General features: G+C 62.1%; 14 protein-coding genes and 1 other RNA gene. 7 read left to right on the plus strand and 8 right to left on the minus strand.

What is annotated here, in order from left to right; translation table 11 throughout:
• Nucleotides 1-232: 232 nt before the first annotated feature.
• From ssrA to ACI2KG_RS22385, 5 genes are all read right to left on the minus strand, one after another.
• Nucleotides 233-624, minus strand: a transfer-messenger RNA (tmRNA) gene (ssrA, locus tag ACI2KG_RS22365).
• A gap of 99 nt (nt 625-723) precedes the next feature.
• Nucleotides 724-1020, minus strand: a complete 297-nt coding sequence (locus ACI2KG_RS22370) for a hypothetical protein (RefSeq protein ID WP_404663334.1) — start codon at nt 1018-1020, stop codon at nt 724-726.
• 302 nt (nt 1021-1322) lie between these two features.
• Entirely contained in the window at nt 1323-4133 is a 2811-nt protein-coding gene (locus tag ACI2KG_RS22375; protein ID WP_404663335.1) for an FAD-binding and (Fe-S)-binding domain-containing protein, read from the minus strand.
• A gap of 75 nt (nt 4134-4208) precedes the next feature.
• Entirely contained in the window at nt 4209-5354 is a 1146-nt protein-coding gene (gene lldD, locus ACI2KG_RS22380; protein WP_404663336.1) for an FMN-dependent L-lactate dehydrogenase LldD, read from the minus strand.
• Nucleotides 5355-5417: 63 nt separating this feature from the next.
• The gene (locus tag ACI2KG_RS22385) at nt 5418-7088 is read right to left on the minus strand and encodes a lactate permease LctP family transporter (RefSeq protein WP_400618394.1); all 1671 of its coding nucleotides are present in this window, start codon (nt 7086-7088) and stop codon (nt 5418-5420) included.
• Between the two features lie 256 nt (nt 7089-7344).
• Between ACI2KG_RS22385 and ACI2KG_RS22390 the strand changes: the two genes are divergently transcribed.
• Nucleotides 7345-8112, plus strand: a complete 768-nt coding sequence (locus tag ACI2KG_RS22390) for a GntR family transcriptional regulator (protein WP_201200044.1) — start codon at nt 7345-7347, stop codon at nt 8110-8112.
• Between the two features lie 71 nt (nt 8113-8183).
• On the opposite strand, the gene smpB is transcribed toward ACI2KG_RS22390, so the two are convergent.
• The gene (gene smpB, locus ACI2KG_RS22395) at nt 8184-8666 is read right to left on the minus strand and encodes an SsrA-binding protein SmpB (protein WP_266031246.1); all 483 of its coding nucleotides are present in this window, start codon (nt 8664-8666) and stop codon (nt 8184-8186) included.
• Between the two features lie 163 nt (nt 8667-8829).
• Here smpB and ACI2KG_RS22400 point away from each other — a divergent pair, with 163 nt between their 5' ends.
• On the plus strand, nt 8830-9264 hold the full coding sequence (locus ACI2KG_RS22400) for a type II toxin-antitoxin system RatA family toxin (protein ID WP_400618398.1): 435 nt from the start codon (nt 8830-8832) through the stop codon (nt 9262-9264).
• A gap of 57 nt (nt 9265-9321) precedes the next feature.
• On the opposite strand, the gene ACI2KG_RS22405 is transcribed toward ACI2KG_RS22400, so the two are convergent.
• Nucleotides 9322-9858 (minus strand): outer membrane protein assembly factor BamE, encoded by a 537-nt coding sequence (locus ACI2KG_RS22405; RefSeq protein ID WP_404663337.1) that lies wholly within the window; start codon nt 9856-9858, stop codon nt 9322-9324.
• 97 nt (nt 9859-9955) lie between these two features.
• On the opposite strand from ACI2KG_RS22405, the gene fur reads away from it, so the two are divergent.
• Nucleotides 9956-10360, plus strand: coding sequence for a ferric iron uptake transcriptional regulator (gene fur, locus ACI2KG_RS22410; protein WP_400618404.1), 405 nt, complete (start codon nt 9956-9958; stop codon nt 10358-10360).
• A gap of 225 nt (nt 10361-10585) precedes the next feature.
• Here fur and recN read toward each other — a convergent pair whose 3' ends face one another.
• Nucleotides 10586-12259 (minus strand): DNA repair protein RecN, encoded by a 1674-nt coding sequence (recN, locus tag ACI2KG_RS22415; RefSeq protein WP_404663338.1) that lies wholly within the window; start codon nt 12257-12259, stop codon nt 10586-10588.
• Between the two features lie 192 nt (nt 12260-12451).
• Between recN and grpE the strand changes: the two genes are divergently transcribed.
• From grpE to dapB, 4 genes are all read left to right on the plus strand, one after another.
• On the plus strand, nt 12452-13009 hold the full coding sequence (gene grpE, locus ACI2KG_RS22420) for a nucleotide exchange factor GrpE (protein WP_400618409.1): 558 nt from the start codon (nt 12452-12454) through the stop codon (nt 13007-13009).
• Nucleotides 13010-13110: 101 nt separating this feature from the next.
• Nucleotides 13111-15036: a molecular chaperone DnaK gene (gene dnaK / locus ACI2KG_RS22425; protein WP_400618412.1), complete on the plus strand. Its 1926-nt coding sequence runs from the start codon at nt 13111-13113 to the stop codon at nt 15034-15036.
• 197 nt (nt 15037-15233) lie between these two features.
• A complete protein-coding gene (gene dnaJ, locus ACI2KG_RS22430; RefSeq protein ID WP_201200031.1) occupies nt 15234-16358 on the plus strand; it encodes a molecular chaperone DnaJ in 1125 nt (374 codons plus the stop codon).
• Nucleotides 16359-16371: 13 nt separating this feature from the next.
• Nucleotides 16372-17175, plus strand: coding sequence for a 4-hydroxy-tetrahydrodipicolinate reductase (dapB, locus tag ACI2KG_RS22435; protein WP_404663339.1), 804 nt, complete (start codon nt 16372-16374; stop codon nt 17173-17175).
• The last annotated feature ends 308 nt before the right edge of the window (nt 17176-17483 follow it).

Raw genomic sequence — 17483 nt, forward strand, 5'->3', positions numbered from 1 at the left:
GGGCGGCCCGAGGTGATCTCACAGGAAAGACTGGCCCGAAACAGATGTGGGAGCGGCCTTGTGCCGCGAAGCGCCGCGCGGGCGGCGCTCGATCTAACAGGCAACCAAAATCCCAAGGCAAACACCCGAAAGCCCCTGCCGCTTATTCGTGTGGCCCTGGTTTTCATCCTCACTTCCGGCAAATTTCAGACACAAAAAAAAAGACGCCCGAGGGCGTCTTCTTTTTTGGATTTGGTGGAGCCGGGGGGATTTGAACCCCCGTCCGCCAGTACTCCGCTGTCGGTACTACATGCTTAGCCGTGTCTACTGAGTTAATCCGCAGCCGCCCGACGGGCAGGGTGCTTTGGACGAGTTGGGTAAGTTTTAGTCGCTTTGCCCCCAACGTGCTACACGACGATCCTGTTCTGTATGACAATCATTTCGGGTTTACAGGCATCCCCTGATGATTGCTGGAGCCGAAGCTACCAGGAGAGCGGGCTCAGCTGCTTACGCAGCGAGAGCGTAACCCTCGTAGTTTTCGTCATTGGCAACTATAGAAAGTTGCAACAGTGGATTTACGAGTTCTGTTACCAACTCGGCATGCACCTAGAGTTTCGCTACCGGCGTCGAATCCTAATCGGCCCCGCACTAGCTCTTGGCTAACGCACCTTACGGCACGTAGGGCGGAGTATACGCCATTGTGCGGGCGACGTCGACAGCCGGTCCTGTCGCCCGCGCTTTGGCTCATGCGCCGCCGCTGCCACCGGCCGAACCGCTGCCTTTCTCGGTTTTTTCCAGACGCTCCAGCACTTTGCTGGTGATGGCGATGCATTCTTTGGTGTCGCCCGAGGCCTGGGCGGCCTTGGCTTTGTCGACGTGCTCGGTGATGGCTTTGTCCAGGCCTTCGGAGGTGGCGCCGGCGGTGGCCATGCTGTTGTCGATCTTCTGCAGGTTGATGGTGCACAGGTCTTCAGCGGCGAACACCGGCGAAGCCAGCAGGGTAGCGGCCGCGAACAGGGCCGAAAGCGCGGTACCTTTCATGGGAGTCTCCTCTGGGGCCTCGGGAAGGTGGGCCTGTAGGGTGGACTGTGGGGAAATGGCGGGGGTTCAATCGGGATGGTGGCGGGGGGGGATGGCACCGGCGTTGCCGGTGTTCGCGGCTGAAGCCGCACACAGGGATCGCGGTTGGCCCAGGCTTGCGCTGTACCTTTGTAGGAGCGGCCTTGTGTCGCGATCGGGCTGCGAAGCAGCCCCATGATGTCAGCGTGGGTGCGTAAATCGTGGGGCCGCTTTGCGGCCCGATCGCGACACAAGGCCGCTACAAAGGGGAAAGGTGTCTGCCTTTAGATGCTACGCGGCCGGGTAACCCGGTCAACCAGATAGACCAGGCCGTGGTAGTCGATGCCGCTGTGGCTCGACAGGCCAATTTCGCAGGTGCGGCTGGTGGAGATACCTTCGCTGCAGTACTGCACGGCATCTTTCAAGCTGCGCAGCGAGTGGGCATTCAGCTCGGGGGTGGTGAAACCTTTGTCACCGGCAAAGCCGCAGCAATGAATGCCTTCCGGGATCACAACCTGCTTGCTGCAACGCTGCGCCAGGTCGATCAGGGCCTGGCTTTCACCCAGGTGCTGGGTGCTGCAGGTTACGTGCACGGCCACAGGTTCGTCCTGGGGGGTGAACTCCAGGCGCTCGACCAGGTGCGTGCGGATGAAGCGTACTGGGTCGTACAGGTCCAGCCGGCTTTCACCCTGGTCCTGCACCAGGCGCAGGGTGCAGGGGCTGGTGTCGCAATAGATCGGGTCGAGGCCGCCGCGGCTGGCGTGCAGCAGGGCGTTGATCAGTTCCTGGCGCTTGTGTTCGGCCTGCTCGGGGTAGCCCTTGGAGGCGAACGGCTGGCCGCAGCACAGGCTGTCGGCGTTTTCGGGGAACACCACCTGGTAGCCGGCCTTTTCCAGCAAGGCGCGGGTCTTGTCCAGCAGCGAGCTTTGCTCGCGGTCGGCATAGGATGGGCCCATTACGCGCGAGACGCAGGCGGCCAGGTACACCACGCGGGGACGGGCGTCGTTGCTGGCCGGGCCGAAGTCCAGTGGGCGCAGGGGTTGCGGCATGGCCGGCGTCCACTGTGGCAGGCGGCCTTTGCTGGCTTTGCTCAGCGAGGCGCTCAGGCGACTCAGGCGCGGGGCGCCCAGCAGCTTGCGTGCGCCGTTGGCGGCGGTCAGGGTCAGGCGGGCGCCACCCAGGGCGGTGTGGAAATGGTCTGCCAGCCAGTGGGCGGCCTTACCATGGTCGGCGGCCTGGCTGCGCAGTTTTTTCACCAGCTCGCCGGTGTTGATGCCGACCGGGCAGCGCTGGGCGCACAGGCCGGTGGCGGCGCAGGTGTCGATGCCCTGGTACTGGTAGGTTTGCATCAGTTGGCGGGTGTCGATGCCGGCGCGCTGTTTGGCCTGGATGTCCCGCCACATGACGATGCGCTGGCGCGGGCTGAGGGTGAGGCCCTTGGACGGGCACACCGGTTCGCAGAAACCGCACTCGATGCACTTGTCGACGATCTCGTCGGCAGCCGGCAGCGGCTTGAGGTTTTTCAAGTGGATATCCGGGTCTTCACTCAGCACCACGTCGGGGTTGAGGATGCCGTTGGGGTCGAGCAGGCGCTTGAGCTGCCACATCAGCTGGTAGGCGTCCTGGCCCCATTCCAGCTCGACGAACGGCGCCATGTTGCGCCCGGTGCCGTGCTCGGCCTTCAGCGAACCGCCAAACTCCACGGCCACCAGTTGTGCCACGTCGTCCATGAATGCCTGGTAACGGGCGACTTCCTCGGCACTGTTGAAGCCTTGGGTAAAGACGAAGTGCAGGTTGCCTTCCAGCGCGTGGCCGAAAATGATCGCTTCGTCGTAGCGGTGCTTGTCGAACAGCTGGATCAGGCGGTTGACGCCCTCTGCCAGTTGCTCGACGGGGAACGTCACGTCTTCGATGATGACCGTGGTGCCGGTCTGGCGCACGGCGCCGACGGCGGGGAAGGTGTCCTTGCGGATTTTCCACAGCTGGTTGTACACCGCCGGGTCTTCGCTGAAGTCGACCTGCTGTTCCAGCGGGAAGTCGGCGATCGAGGCCATTACCTGCTGCAATTGCTCGTGCAGCAGGCTCTGGCTGGCGGCACGCGATTCGATCAGCAGGGCGCAGGCGTTGTCCGACAGGCCTTTTACCCACAGCGGCATGGCGGGCATGTTCTGCACCGAGCGCAGGCTGCGGCGGTCGAGCAGTTCCACGGCGGACACCGGCTGGCGCTTGAGTACAGTGACTGCACGGCAGCAGCTTTCAACGCTGGGGAACACCAGCAGGGCGCTGGCCTTGTGCGGGTGATCGGGCACGGTGTCGTAGGTGACGGCACTGATGAAACCCAGGGTGCCTTCGGAACCGACCAGCAAGTGCTGCAGGATATCCAGTGGCTGGTCGTAGTCCACCAGTGCGTTCAGCGACAGGCCGGTGGTGTTCTTCAACCGGTACTTGTGGCGGATGCGCTCCGCCAATGCAGAGTTGGCGCGGGTTTCGCGGCCGAGGCGGGCGAGGGCTTCCAGCAGCTCGGCATGGCTGGCTTCAAAGGCGGCCACGCTGGCCGGGTCTTCGCTATCCAGGCGGGTGCCGTCGGCCAGCACCAGGCGCAGGCCGGCCAGGGTGTGATAGGTGTTCTGTGCAGTGCCGCAGCACATGCCGCTGGCGTTGTTGGCGACAATGCCGCCAATCTTGCAGGCGTTGATCGAGGCCGGGTCGGGGCCGATCTTGCGGCCGAACGGGGCCAGCCAGGCATTGGCCTGGGCGCCGATAACACCGGGTTGCAGGCGGATCTGCTCGCCCTGGCCACGAATTTCGCGGCCGTTCCAGTTATCACCCAGTACGATCAGTACCGAGTCGCTGATGGCCTGGCCGGACAGGCTGGTGCCGGCGGCACGGAAGGTGACCGGCACCCGCTCGCGCTGGGCCAGCTTGATCAGGCCGACCACTTCGTCCTCGGACTCGACACGCACCACCAGCTTGGGGATCAGCCGATAGAAGCTGGCGTCGGTACCGAAGGCCAGGGTGGAGGTGGGGTCGTCGAAACGGCGTTCGGCGGGGATCAGGCGCTCGGCATCACGCAGGAATGCGGCGGGCAGGCTCATGCAGTCTCCTCGCGAGGCTGTGGCGTCTGTGCGCCACATGCCCCGGGTCAATCAGGCGGTCGTTGTTGCAGGCGGTCAGACGCCCAGTTCGCGTACCAGCGAGTCGCGGGTGATCTCGCTGACCGACTTGGCGCCGGTCAGCACCATGGCCACGCGCATTTCCTTTTCGAACAGCTCCAGCAGGTTCTTCACCCCGGCTTCGCCATGCACGGCCAAGGCCCAGAGGAAGGCGCGGCCGATCAGCACGGTGTCGGCGCCCATGGCGATCATGCGCACCACGTCGAGGCCGCTGCGGATGCCGGAGTCGGCGAGAATCTTCAGGTCACCTTTGACCGCATCGGCGATTGCCGGCAAGGCACGGGCGCTGGACAGCACGCCGTCGAGCTGGCGGCCTCCGTGGTTGGACACGACGATGCCGTCGGCACCAAACTTGACCGCGTCGCGGGCGTCATCGGCATCGAGAATGCCTTTGATGATCATCGGGCCGTCCCAGTAGTCGCGGATCCACTCCAGGTCTTTCCACGAGATGGACGGGTCGAAGTTGTTGCCCAGCCAGCCGATGTAGTCGGCCAGGCCGGTGGGGTTGCCACGGTATTTGGAGATGTTCCCCAGGTCATGCGGGCGACCCATCACGCCGACATCCCACGCCCATTCCGGGTGAGTCATGGCTTGCAATACACGGCGCATTGGCCCGTTCTTGCCGCTCATGCCGGAGTGTGCGTCGCGGTAACGGGCGCCTGGCACCGGCATGTCGACCGTGAACACCAGAGTCTTGACCCCGGCTGCCCTGGCCCGCTCAAGGGCGTTGCGCATGAAACCGCGGTCCTTGAGCACGTACAGCTGGAACCACATCGGCCGGTCGATGGCCGGGGCCACTTCTTCGATCGGGCACACCGACACCGTCGACATGGTGAACGGGATGCCATGCGCCGCCGCCGCACGCGCCGCCTGCACTTCGCCACGGCGGGCGTACATGCCGGTGAGGCCGACCGGGGCCAGGGCCACGGGCATGCTCAGGGTCTCGTCGAACAGCCTGGTTTCAAGGCTGAGCTCGGACATGTTCTTCAGCACGCGCTGGCGCAGGGCAATGCTGGCCAGGTCGGAGACGTTGTGGCGCAGGGTGTGCTCGGCGTAGGCGCCGCCGTCGGCATAGTGGAACAGGAAGGGAGGCAGCTTGCGTTGGGCCGCGGCGCGATAGTCGGTAGAGGCAGAAATGATCATGGATTCTCGCAGCGTTGCTTGTGGGGAATGCCGGGCGCGCGATGGCGCACGGCCCCTTTCACTTTAGTGATGAACCAGCATGCCGGTCAGCCAGTAAGCCTGGATCAGGGTGATCAGGCCGACGATGGTGGCGAAGAACAGGCTGTGCTTGACGGTGAAGCGGAACAGGTCGGATTCCTTGCCGACCAGGCCGGTGGCGGCGCAGGCCACGGCAATCGACTGCGGCGAGATCATCTTGCCGGTTACGCCGCCGCTGGTATTGGCCGCTACCAGCAGGGTGTCGTTGACCCCAATCTGGTGTGCAGTGGTGGCCTGCAGCGAGCTGAACAGGGCGTTGGACGAGGTGTCCGAGCCGGTCAGAAACACGCCCAGCCAGCCGAGGAATGGCGAGAAGAACGGGAACGCCGCGCCGGTGCCGGCTAGCACCAGGGCCATGGTCGAAGACATGCCCGAGTAGTTGGTGACGAAGGCAAAGGCCAGCACCATGCCGATCGACAGGATTGGCCAGCGCAGTTCCCAGAAGGTCTCTTTGAAAGTGGTCAGACCAGTTTTGAAGTTGATCTTCAGCACAGCCATGGAGATCAACGCCGAGAGGAAGATCGCGGTGCCGGTGGCGGAGATCGGGTCGAGCTTGAACACGGCTGGCATGGCGGTTGGCGCGGCAACGATCGGTGCGGTCTTGATTACCAGCTGGTCGAGGTGCGGGATGGCGAAGTTGAACACGAAGTTGTACATCGCGCCGCCCGGGGCGAAGGCCGCCTTGAACGGCTTCAGGGTCCAGATGGTGACCAGCACGGTAAGGATCAGGAACGGCGACCAGGCCTTGAAAATCTCACCGAAGCTGTACGGGCTAGGCTGGCTGCCACTGGGCTGTACCACGGCGGCGCCTACGCTGCCTTTGGCTTCGGCGAACGAGCGCTTCGGCTGCCAGACTTTCAGGAACAGGGTCAGGCAGATCAGGCTGGCCAGCGCCGAGGTGATGTCGGGCAGTTCCGGGCCGATGAAGTTCGAGGTGAAGTACTGTGTAACGGCAAAGCTCAGGCCGGCGACCAGGGCGGCAGGCCAGGTTTCCTTCACGCCGCGCAGGCCGTCCATCATGAACACTAGCCAGAATGGCACGAACAGCGACAGCAGCGGCAGTTGGCGGCCGGTCATGGCGCCGATGTGGAAGGCGTCGATACCGGTGACCTGGCCGGCCACGATGATCGGGATGCCGAGGGCGCCAAAGGCCACGGGGGCAGTGTTGGCGATCAGGCACAGGCCGGCGGCGTACAGCGGGTTGAAGCCCAGGCCCACCAGCAGCGCGGCAGTGATTGCCACCGGTGCGCCAAAGCCAGCTGCGCCTTCCAGGAAGGCACCGAAGCAGAAGCCGATCAGCAATACCTGCAGGCGCTGGTCGTCGGTAATCGACAGCACCGAGCTGCGGATCACCTCGAACTGGCCGCTCTTGACCGTAAGTTTGTACAGGAACACCGCGGCGACGATGATCCAGGCAATTGGCCAGAGCCCGTAGAGGAAGCCGTATCCCGCAGCGGCGAAGGCCATGTCGACAGGCATCTGGAAGGCGAAGATTGCCACCAGGATCGACAGTGCCAGAGTGATGCTGCCGGCCACGTGGCCCTTGAGGCGGAACACGGCCAAGGCCAGGAAGAAGAACACAATGGGAATGACCGCCGCCAGTGCGGACAGGCCAAGACTACCAAGCGGGCTATAGAGTTGTTGCCAGGTTTGCATATGGGGTGGCCCCTAATTGTTGTTGGTCAGGCACTGGCATTGGATAATTGGTAAGACCAATTTACAATGGCTGGTCGCTAGGTTAAAAGCGCTGTCGTGGGTGTGTCAATTTGTCCTGTGCAAAACTTTGGTCGCGTACCGATGAGCGGGCGCCTGATGCGCCGGGAAAATCGCGGTGTGATGGGTGTTTGCGCGGCCTGGATCGGCGAGAATAGGCGCCCCCTGAAATTTGCCGGGGGTTTGTGGAGAGCATGTGATGGTTTTTGATCAGGTCCGCCAACGGCGCCTGTCCGATGACATTGTCGATCGGTTGGAAGCGATGATTCTGGAAGGCACGCTGACTTCGGGGCAGCGGCTGCCGGCCGAACGCGCGCTTGCCGAACAGTTTGGCGTGTCCCGCCCGTCACTGCGTGAGGCGATCCAGAAGCTGGTGGCCAAGGGGCTGTTGGTCAGCCGCCAGGGTGGCGGCAACTTTGTCGCCGAATCATTGGGGTCGACTTTCAGCGACCCGTTGCTGCAGTTGCTTGAACATAGCGCTGAGGCGCAGCGCGACCTGCTTGAGTTCCGCCATACCCTGGAGGCGTCCTGCGCCTATTACGCGGCCCAGCGTGCCACCGAGCCGGATCGTGCGCGGTTGAAGGCGGCATTCGATGTGCTGCAAGACTGCTATGCCAGGGTCGATGAAGTGACGCGGGCGGAGGAGGGCGCGGCCGATGCGCGCTTCCACCTGGCGATTGCCGAGGCCAGCCATAATGCGGTGTTGCTGCACACCATTCGGGGTTTGTTCGACCTGCTCAAGCGCAACGTGGTGACCAACATTGGTGGCATGTATCAGCAACGGACTGAAACCCGGGACATGCTGATCAGTCAGCATCGGGAGCTGTACCTGGCGATTGTCGAGGGCAGGGCGGAGGATGCGCGGGAGGTGTCCAGCCGGCACATTCTGTATGTGCAGGAGGTACTGGAAGAGGCGCATCACGAGGCGCAGCGGGTGGCGCGGGCGGAACGGCGCAGCGGGCGCTGAGCCTTGTGGTGGCAGGGCTGGCCTCTTCGCGTCGAACCGCCGCGAAGAGGCCAGTACAGGCTAAAGAAGATCTAGTCTTCTTTGCCCTTGTTCCGCACCGCACGCTGCAGTTCGCGGTTGGAATCGCGTTCGCGCACGGTGTCGCGCTTGTCGAATTCCTTCTTGCCCTTGCCCAGAGCAATTTCGCACTTGATCAGGTGCTTGCTCCAGTACAGCGACAAGGCCACGCAGGTGTAACCCTTTTGCGCCACCGCAGCTTCCAGGCGCTCAAGCTCGCGCTTGTTCAGCAGCAGCTTGCGCGTGCGGATAGGGTCGGCGATGACGTGGGTGCTGGCCGTGGTCAGCGGGGTGATGTGGCTGCCGAACAGCCAGGCTTCACCGTCCTTGAGCAGCACGTAGCTGTCCACGAGGTGCGCCTTGCCGGCTCGCAGGCTTTTTACTTCCCAGCCGGACAGGACCAGCCCGGCCTCGAACTTATGTTCGATGAAGTAATCGTGTCGCGCTTTCTTGTTCTGCGCGATGGTCCCGGTCGGATGTTTTTTTTGCTTAGCCATAGGGGCGGCATTATAGGCAAGTCCGAGCGCCGTCCGCTATGGGATTTCGGTGTGCTTGAGCCACTGCAATGAATACCGGACAATACAAACCCTGTCATAAGCACAGAATCTGTTTTTGGCACGCTGCGAAGCGCCGCCACCCAGCCTTGGAAGTGACGCCTGGATGACTACCCATATTCAACGTTCCGCTCTGCTGCCATACCCTGCCCAGGCGCTCTACGATCTGGTCAACGATGTGGCCAGCTACCCTGAGTTTCTGCCGTGGTGTTCGGCCTCGACGGTGATCGAAGCCAGCGGCACGCACATGCGCGCCAAGCTCGATGTGGCCAAGGGCGGCATGAGCCAGCATTTCGTGACGCGTAACGTGCTGGTGCCGGGGCAGTCCATCGAAATGAACCTGGAAGAAGGGCCGTTCACCCAGTTGCATGGGCTGTGGGTATTCAAGCCATTGGGTGAGAAGGCCTGCAAGATCAGCCTGGACCTGTCCTTCGATTATGCCGGGTCGATTGTGCGTGCCACGTTGGGCCCGTTGTTCAACCAGGCGGCCAATACGTTGGTCGATGCGTTTTGCCAGCGCGCCAAGCAACTGCATGGCTGATTGAGTTGGCGGCAACAAAAAGCCCGGAACAAGTCCGGGCTTTTTTGTTGCTGTCGATTACCGGGTTTCCAGCGGTGCCGGAGTCGGGACCGGGGTAGTCTCGATGGTATCGATCTCGCGCTGGATGGACTCTTCGGTCGAACCAGGCTTGGCCGGTTTTTCCACAGGCTGCGGGGTTGGCTGCTCGGCCTGGCCTGGCTCGGTAACCGGGGTGACAGTGGTGTCGCTGCTGCCACCAAGGATTTCCTGGTCGCGGCTGACGCCTGGCATGAAGTCGCCAGACAAGCTGACCAACTGGTCGCTTTCGTTGAAGAAAATGCTCATGCGCTCTTGCTGGCGTTTACCGCCACCAGGCTGCAGGCTGTACAGGTAATCCCAACGATTGGTGTTGAAAGTGTCCTGAATAAGCGGGTTGCCCATGATAAACCTTACTTGCCGTCGGGTCATTCCCGGGCGTAATTGGTCTATCATGTCCTGCGTGACGACATTGCCCTGCTGGATGTCGATTTTGTAAACCCCGGGAAACGAGCAACCGGCGAGTGCGAGCAGTCCCGCGAGGGCGAGGCTGTTTAGCAAGAGCTTGGTGTTTTGCATCGGTGGGCGACTTCCACTATCTTGGCTGGACAACGTAAACCCCGATCATACCCGTATTAAGAGAAGCTGCGAAGCAGCATCGGCGAGAAAGCTGACCATGGTTGAAAATAGCGAATTGCGCAAAGCCGGTCTCAAGGTGACCCTGCCTCGAGTCAAGATCCTTCAGATGCTCGACTCCACCGAGCAGCGTCACATGAGCGCCGAGGATGTCTACAAGGCGCTGATGGAAGCTGGCGAAGACGTGGGCCTGGCCACCGTCTATCGCGTACTGACCCAGTTCGAAGCGGCGGGTCTGGTGGTTCGCCACAACTTCGACGGCGGCCACGCGGTGTTCGAGCTGGCCGATGGCGGCCACCACGACCATATGGTCAACGTGGATACCAGCGAAGTCATCGAATTCATGGATGCTGAAATCGAGAAGCGCCAGCGCGAAATCGTGGCCGCGCACGGCTACGAGCTGGTGGACCACAATCTGGTCCTGTACGTGCGTAAAAAGAAGTAACGATTTTTCGTTATGGATAGCAGAGGCGACCTTCGGGTCGCCTTTGTGCTTTCTGGGGGCTTAAGGGCACCGCTGGCCTTTGTAGGAGCGGCCTTGCGTCGCGAAAGGGCTGCGAAGCGGCTCCAAGTGTTTAGCTTCGCAGCCAATACCGCCGGGGCCGCTTTGCGGCCCTTTCGCGACGCAAGGCCGCTCCTACAGGGATCGCGCCAGCCTTACGGCGAAGGGTCAGGCCTTGCCGCTTACAACCATCTTGCGCGCATGCGCCAGGGATTCCTTGGTCAGGTCGATACCGCCAAGCATCCGCGCCACTTCCTCGACCCGCTCACGCTTGCCCAGGCTGGCCACGGCGGTGTGGGTGGTGTCGCTGTTGCGCACTTTGTGCACGAACAGGTGGTGGTGACCTTGCGCTGCCACTTGCGGCAGGTGGGTCACGGTCAGTACCTGACCGCGCTCACCCAGGCGGCGCAGCAACTGGCCGACGATTTCTGCAGTCGGCCCGCCAATGCCCACGTCGACTTCGTCGAACACCAGGGTCGGGATGCGTGAGGTCTGCGCAGTAATGACCTGGATCGCCAGGCTGATACGCGACAGCTCACCGCCCGAAGCCACCTTCGCCAGGCCCTTGAGCGGTTGGCCGGGGTTAGCGCTGACCAGCAGTTCGATCTGCTCCAGGCCGTGCGGCGACAAGTCTGCACCTTCGTTTGCCGTCAATTCGATACAGAAACGCCCGCCGGGCATGCCCAGACGCTGGATTTCCTGTTCCACCGCCACAGCCAGCTGCTGGGCGGCCTGCTGGCGCAGGGCGCTGAGCTCGCGAGCCTTCTCTTTATAGTGCTGGGCGAAAGCTGCCAGCTCTTCACCCAACTGCTCGATCGACTCGTCACTGGCGTTCAGGCCTTCCAGTTCTTCCATCAGTTGCTGCTGCAGGTGGGGCAGTTCGGTCGGGTGTACGCGGTGTTTGCGCGCCAGTGTATAGAGGGTGTCGAGACGCTCTTCCAGTGCCTGCAGGCGCATCGGGTCGGCGTCGAAGTTGTCGAGAAAGCGGTTGAGCTCGCCCATGGCTTCTTCGACCTGGATTTGCGCGCTGGCGATCAGGTTGGCCGCTTCGCCCAGCGCCTTGGGTGAGTTGGTGGCGGCGCCCAGGCGGTTGAGGCTGGCAGTGAGCGCGCTGAGCACATTGCCCGAATCGCTTTCGCTGCACTGGTCGATGACCTGGCGGCAAATGCCGAACAGGGCTTCGGCGCTGGTCAGGTTCTTGTGCTCCTGCTCCAGCTGCTCCAGTTCGTGTTCACCCAGGCCGAGGTTGTCGAGTTCTTCCAGCTGGTAGCTGAGCAACTGGTGGCGGGCGCGCTGCTCGTCACCGGAGTTGGACAGGTGCTCCAGTTCCAGGCGGGTCTGGTTCCAGCGTTTGGCAGCAAGCTGCACCTGGCGGGCCAGGTCGGCGGCGCCGGCGTACTCGTCGAGCAGGCGGCGATGGGTGTCGGTTTTCAGCAGCGACTGGTGTTCATGTTGGCTGTGGATATCAATCAGCAGTTCACCGAGTGCCTTGAGGTCGCCAAGCGGGCAGGGCGTGCCGTTGATGTAGCCACGGCTGCGGCCTTCGGCGGTGATGACCCGGCGCAGGATGCACAGGCCGTCGTTGTTCAGGTCGCGCTCGGCCAGCCACGTATGGGCCTCGGGGATATCCACCAGGTCGAACGTGGCGAGGATGTCTGCCTTGTCGGTGCCGGGGCGCACCACGCCGCTGTCGGCCCGGTCGCCCAGGGCCAGGCCGAGGGCGTCGAGCATGATCGATTTGCCGGCACCGGTCTCGCCCGTGATGACGGACATGCCGCGGGCGATTTCGAGGTCGAGGTGCTCGACGATGGCGTAGTTGTGAATGGACAGGTGCACCAGCATGGGGCGGCTCCCGAAAGGTCAGGTCTGGTTATTTATACAGTACTTTTTTCAGGCCTGCCAATGCCCCTTGGCAGATTCTGTTTCTGGCTGGAAACCACCTTGCCCCTTGAAGCTGGTTTTTCCGGCCCCATATAGCCGACATCCAATGGCGAGCCTGGCTCGCAGTCCACAAAATTGCGCAGGAGAGACCCCATGGCTGACGAACAGCTGAACGAAAAAGACCTTAACGTTGAAGAAACCGGTGCAGAAACCACTGCTGACGCCCGTGTTCTGGAACTCGAGGAACAGCTGGCCGCCGCCAAGGACCAGTCGCTGCGCGTTGCTGCAGAAGCGCAGAACAGCATTCGTCGCGCTGAGCAGGAGGTCGACAAGGCTCGCAAGTTCGCCCTGGAGAAGTTCTCCAGCGACCTGCTGCCGATTATCGACAGCCTCGAGCTGGCCCTGGCCCACTCCAGCGCCGAAGACGAGCACGTCAAGCAGATCCGCGAAGGTGTCGAGCTGACCTTGAAGATGTTCCAGGACACCCTCAAGCGCTACAACCTCGAAGCTGTCGACCCGCACGGCCAGCCGTTCAATCCTGAGCACCACCAGGCCATGGCCATGCAGGAAAGCGGCGACGTCGAGCCAAACAGCGTGCTGAACGTGTTCCAGAAGGGCTACCTGCTGAACGGCCGTCTGCTGCGCCCCGCCATGGTGGTGGTCAGCAAGGCGCCGAGCGCGGCGCAACCCTCGATCAATGAGAAGGCTTGAAATCCGTCGGGGCACCCCCATCTAGGTGTCAAGCCTTCAAGTATTACCGCAGTTGGCCAAAGTAGTCGCTGCTACCAAATTCAAGTTTCGGGAGAGTTAACATGGGTAAAATCATCGGTATCGACCTGGGGACCACCAACTCGTGCGTCTCCATCCTGGAAAACGGTAACGTCAAGGTCATCGAAAACGCCGAAGGCGCGCGTACTACCCCTTCGATCGTGGCCTACGCCAACGATGGCGAAATCCTGGTAGGCCAGTCGGCCAAGCGCCAGGCTGTTACCAACCCGCACAACACCCTGTTCGCAGTGAAGCGCCTGATCGGCCGCCGCTTCGAAGAAGACGTCGTGCAGAAAGACATCAAGCTGGTGCCGTACAAGATCGTCAAGGGCGGTAACGGCGACGCTTGGGTACAGGCCAGCGGCAAGGACATGGCGCCACCACAGATCAGCGCCGAAGTCCTGAAAAAGATGAAAAAGACTGCCGAAGACTACCTCGGCGAGCCTGTCACCGAAGCGGTCATCACCGTTCCGGCCTACTTCAACGACAGCCAGCGCCAAGCTACCAAGGATGCCGGTCGCATCGCCGGCCTGGACGTCAAGCGCATCATCAACGAGCCGACCGCTGCTGCACTGGCCTACGGCATGGACAAGGCCAAGGGCGACCACACTGTCATCGTTTATGACCTGGGTGGTGGTACCTTCGACGTTTCGGTCATTGAAATCGCCGAAGTCGACGGTGAGCACCAGTTCGAAGTACTGGCCACCAACGGCGATACCTTCCTGGGTGGCGAAGACTTCGACATGCGCCTGATCGATTACCTCGTTGACGAGTTCAAGAAAGAGTCCGGCATGGACCTGAAGAACGATCCACTGGCCCTGCAGCGTCTGAAAGAAGCTGCTGAAAAAGCCAAGATCGAGCTGTCCTCCGCTCAGTCGACCGACGTCAACCTGCCGTACATCACTGCAGACGCCACCGGTCCTAAGCACCTGAACGTGAAGATCTCCCGCGCCAAGCTGGAGTCGCTGGTCGAAGACCTGGTCAACCGCACCATCGAGCCTTGCCGCATCGCCCTGAAAGACGCCGGCATCGACGCCAGCAAGATCGACGACGTGATCCTGGTCGGTGGCCAGACCCGTATGCCGATGGTGCAGAAGGCCGTGGCCGACTTCTTTGGTAAAGAAGCGCGCAAGGACGTCAACCCGGACGAAGCCGTGGCCATGGGTGCTGCCATCCAGGGTGCTGTTCTGGCTGGTGACGTGAAAGACGTATTGCTGCTGGACGTCAGCCCGCTGACCCTGGGTATTGAAACCATGGGTGGCGTGATGACCGCGCTGATCGAGAAGAACACCACCATCCCGACCAAGAAGTCGCAGGTGTTCTCGACTGCCGACGACAACCAGGGCGCCGTGACCATTCACGTGCTGCAGGGTGAGCGTAAGCAGGCTGCACAGAACAAGTCGCTGGGCAAGTTCGACCTGGCTGACATTCCACCGGCTCCACGTGGTGTGCCACAGATCGAAGTAACCTTCGACATCGACGCCAACGGCATCCTGCACGTCGGCGCCAAAGACAAGGCCACCGGCAAGGCTCAGTCGATCGTGATCAAGGCCAACTCCGGTCTGTCGGACGAAGAAATCGAGCGCATGGTGCGTGACGCCGAGGCCAACGCCGAGGAAGACCGCAAGTTCGAAGAGCTGGCCGCTGCTCGTAACCAGGGTGACGCGCTGGTTCACTCGACCCGCAAGATGGTCGCTGACGCAGGTGACAAGGTTACCGCAGAAGAGAAAACTGCCATCGAGGCTGCTGTTGTTGCCCTGGAAGCTGCTGTAAAAGGCGACGACAAGGCTGCCATCGACGCCAAGGTCGAAGAGCTGTCCAAGGTCTCGGCGCCGGTTGCCCAGAAGATGTACGCCGAGCAGTCGGCCGAACAGCCTCAGGGTAGCGCGCAGCAGGCCGAGCCAGAAGCCAAGCACGATGACGTGGTTGACGCCGAGTTCGAAGAAGTAAAAGGCGACGACAAGAAGTAATCGTTGCATGTTGTCGGCCAGTTCACCGTCGTTTGCCGGTGAACTGGTAGGATGTCGCCGCGCGGGGGCTTGCTCCCGCGTTGGCGTATCTGGAATTCGAGAATTTTTACAGCATCTGTCAGCCGCCCTGGTGGGTCGCGAGCAGGTGCTGACGGCGTGGCGCAGATGCCACACGCCCAACAAGGTGCAAATGACCTATGTCCAAGCGTGATTATTATGAGGTTCTGGGTGTCGAGCGCGGCGCCAGTGAAGGTGACCTCAAGAAGGCTTATCGCCGCCTGGCGATGAAGTACCACCCGGACCGCAACCCGGGCGATAAAGAATCGGAAGACAAGTTCAAGGAGGCCAACGAGGCCTACGAGGTGCTGTCTGACGCGAGCAAGCGCGCAGCCTTCGACCAGTACGGCCATGCCGGCGTCGACCCAAGCATGGGTGGCGGTGGTGCCGGCTTCGGTGGTGCCAACTTCTCCGACATCTTCGGTGATGTGTTCAGCGACTTCTTCGGTGGTGGCCGCGGGGGCGGACGTGGCGGTGCACAGCGTGGCAGCGACCTGCGCTACACCCTGGAGCTGAACCTGGAAGAAGCAGTGCGTGGCACTACGGTCAGCATCCGTGTGCCTACGCTGGTCAACTGCCAGCCTTGCGACGGTTCTGGTGCGAAGAAGGGTTCGACCCCGTCGACCTGCCCGACCTGCGGCGGCATCGGCCAGGTGCGCATGCAGCAGGGCTTCTTCTCGGTGCAGCAGACCTGCCCGCGTTGTCATGGCCAGGGCAAGATCATCACCGACCCGTGCACCTCGTGCCACGGCGAAGGCCGTGTCGAGGAATACAAGACCCTGTCGGTCAAGGTGCCGGCGGGTGTCGATACTGGCGACCGCATCCGCCTGTCGGGCGAGGGCGAGGCCGGTACCCATGGTGGCCCGACCGGCGACCTGTATGTGGTGATCAGTGTGCGTGAGCACGAGATCTTCCAGCGTGACGGGAAGCATCTGTATTGCGAAGTACCGATCAGTTACACCGATGCTGCCCTGGGCGGCGAGCTGGAAGTGCCGACCCTGGATGGCCGCGTTAAGCTGAAAATTCCGGAAGGCACCCAGACCGGCAAGCAGTTCCGCCTGCGTGGCAAGGGTGTGGCGCCGGTGCGTGGCGGTGGTGCGGGTGACCTGCTGTGCCGTGTGGCGGTGGAAACACCGGTCAACCTCAGCCGTCGTCAGCGCGAACTGCTGGAAGAGTTGCGTGACTCGCTGGAAGGCGACAGCTCGCATTCGCCCAAGGCCAGTGGCTGGTTCGATGGCGTGAAGCGCTTCTTCGGCGATCTCTGACAAGGAACAGGTTATGCGACGTATTGCAGTGATGGGTGCGGCAGGTCGGATGGGCAAGACCCTTATCGAGGCCGTACAGCAAACCCCGGGTGCCGGCCTGACGGCGGCGATCGATCGCCCTGACAGCTCGCTGGTCGGTGCGGATGCCGGTGAGTTGGCGGCCCTTGGTCGGATCGGCGTACTCCTGTCCGATGACTTGGCCAAAGTTGCCGACGAGTTCGATGTGCTGATCGATTTCACGCACCCGTCGGTAACCCTCAAGAACCTGGCGTTCTGCCGCAAGCACGGCAAGGCAATGATCATCGGTACCACGGGGTTCTCTGTCGAGGAGAAGCAACTGCTGGCCGACGCGGGCAAGGACATTCCAATCGTGTTCGCCGCCAACTTCAGTGTCGGCGTCAACCTCAGCCTCAAGCTGCTGGATATGGCAGCGCGGGTGCTGGGCGATGATGTTGATATCGAGATCATCGAGGCGCACCACCGGCACAAGGTCGATGCGCCCTCGGGTACAGCGCTGCGCATGGGTGAAGTGGTTGCCAATGCGCTGGGTCGAGACCTGCAGGAAGTGGCCGTGTATGGCCGTGAAGGGCAAACCGGTGCGCGTGATCGCAAGACCATCGGCTTCGCTACCGTGCGTGCTGGCGACGTGGTCGGTGACCATACCGTGCTGTTTGCCGCTGAAGGCGAGCGCCTGGAAATCACCCACAAGGCCTCCAGCCGCATGACATTCGCCAAAGGTGCTGTGCGTGCGGCACTGTGGCTGGATGGGCGTGAGCCTGGGCTGTATGACATGCAGGATGTGCTCGAGCTGCGTTAAGCCGTTCCCCGGGGTATGCGCGATCCCTGTAGGAGCGGCCTTGTGTCGCGAAAGGGTCGCGCAGCGGCCCCAAAGATCTCGGCAGCGCCGCAGAAAGCTGGGGCTGCTACGCAGCCCGTTCGCGACACAAGGCCGCTCCTACACGGGCGTGCAATGCCCAATAAGGTCAGCCTGTCGCATTGATGTGTTTTAGAGACACATATGCGGTAGACCGAAAACGCACTTTTCTGTAAGCTACAGCTTTAGTGTGTCCACTAAAAGCGCGCAGCGAATTGAATTCAGCACATGAAAGCGGGGTGACGTGTCCA

The organism is Pseudomonas sp. NPDC089407 (assembly GCF_044900445.1).
In the GTDB taxonomy this organism is placed as follows: Bacteria; Pseudomonadota; Gammaproteobacteria; order Pseudomonadales; family Pseudomonadaceae; genus Aquipseudomonas.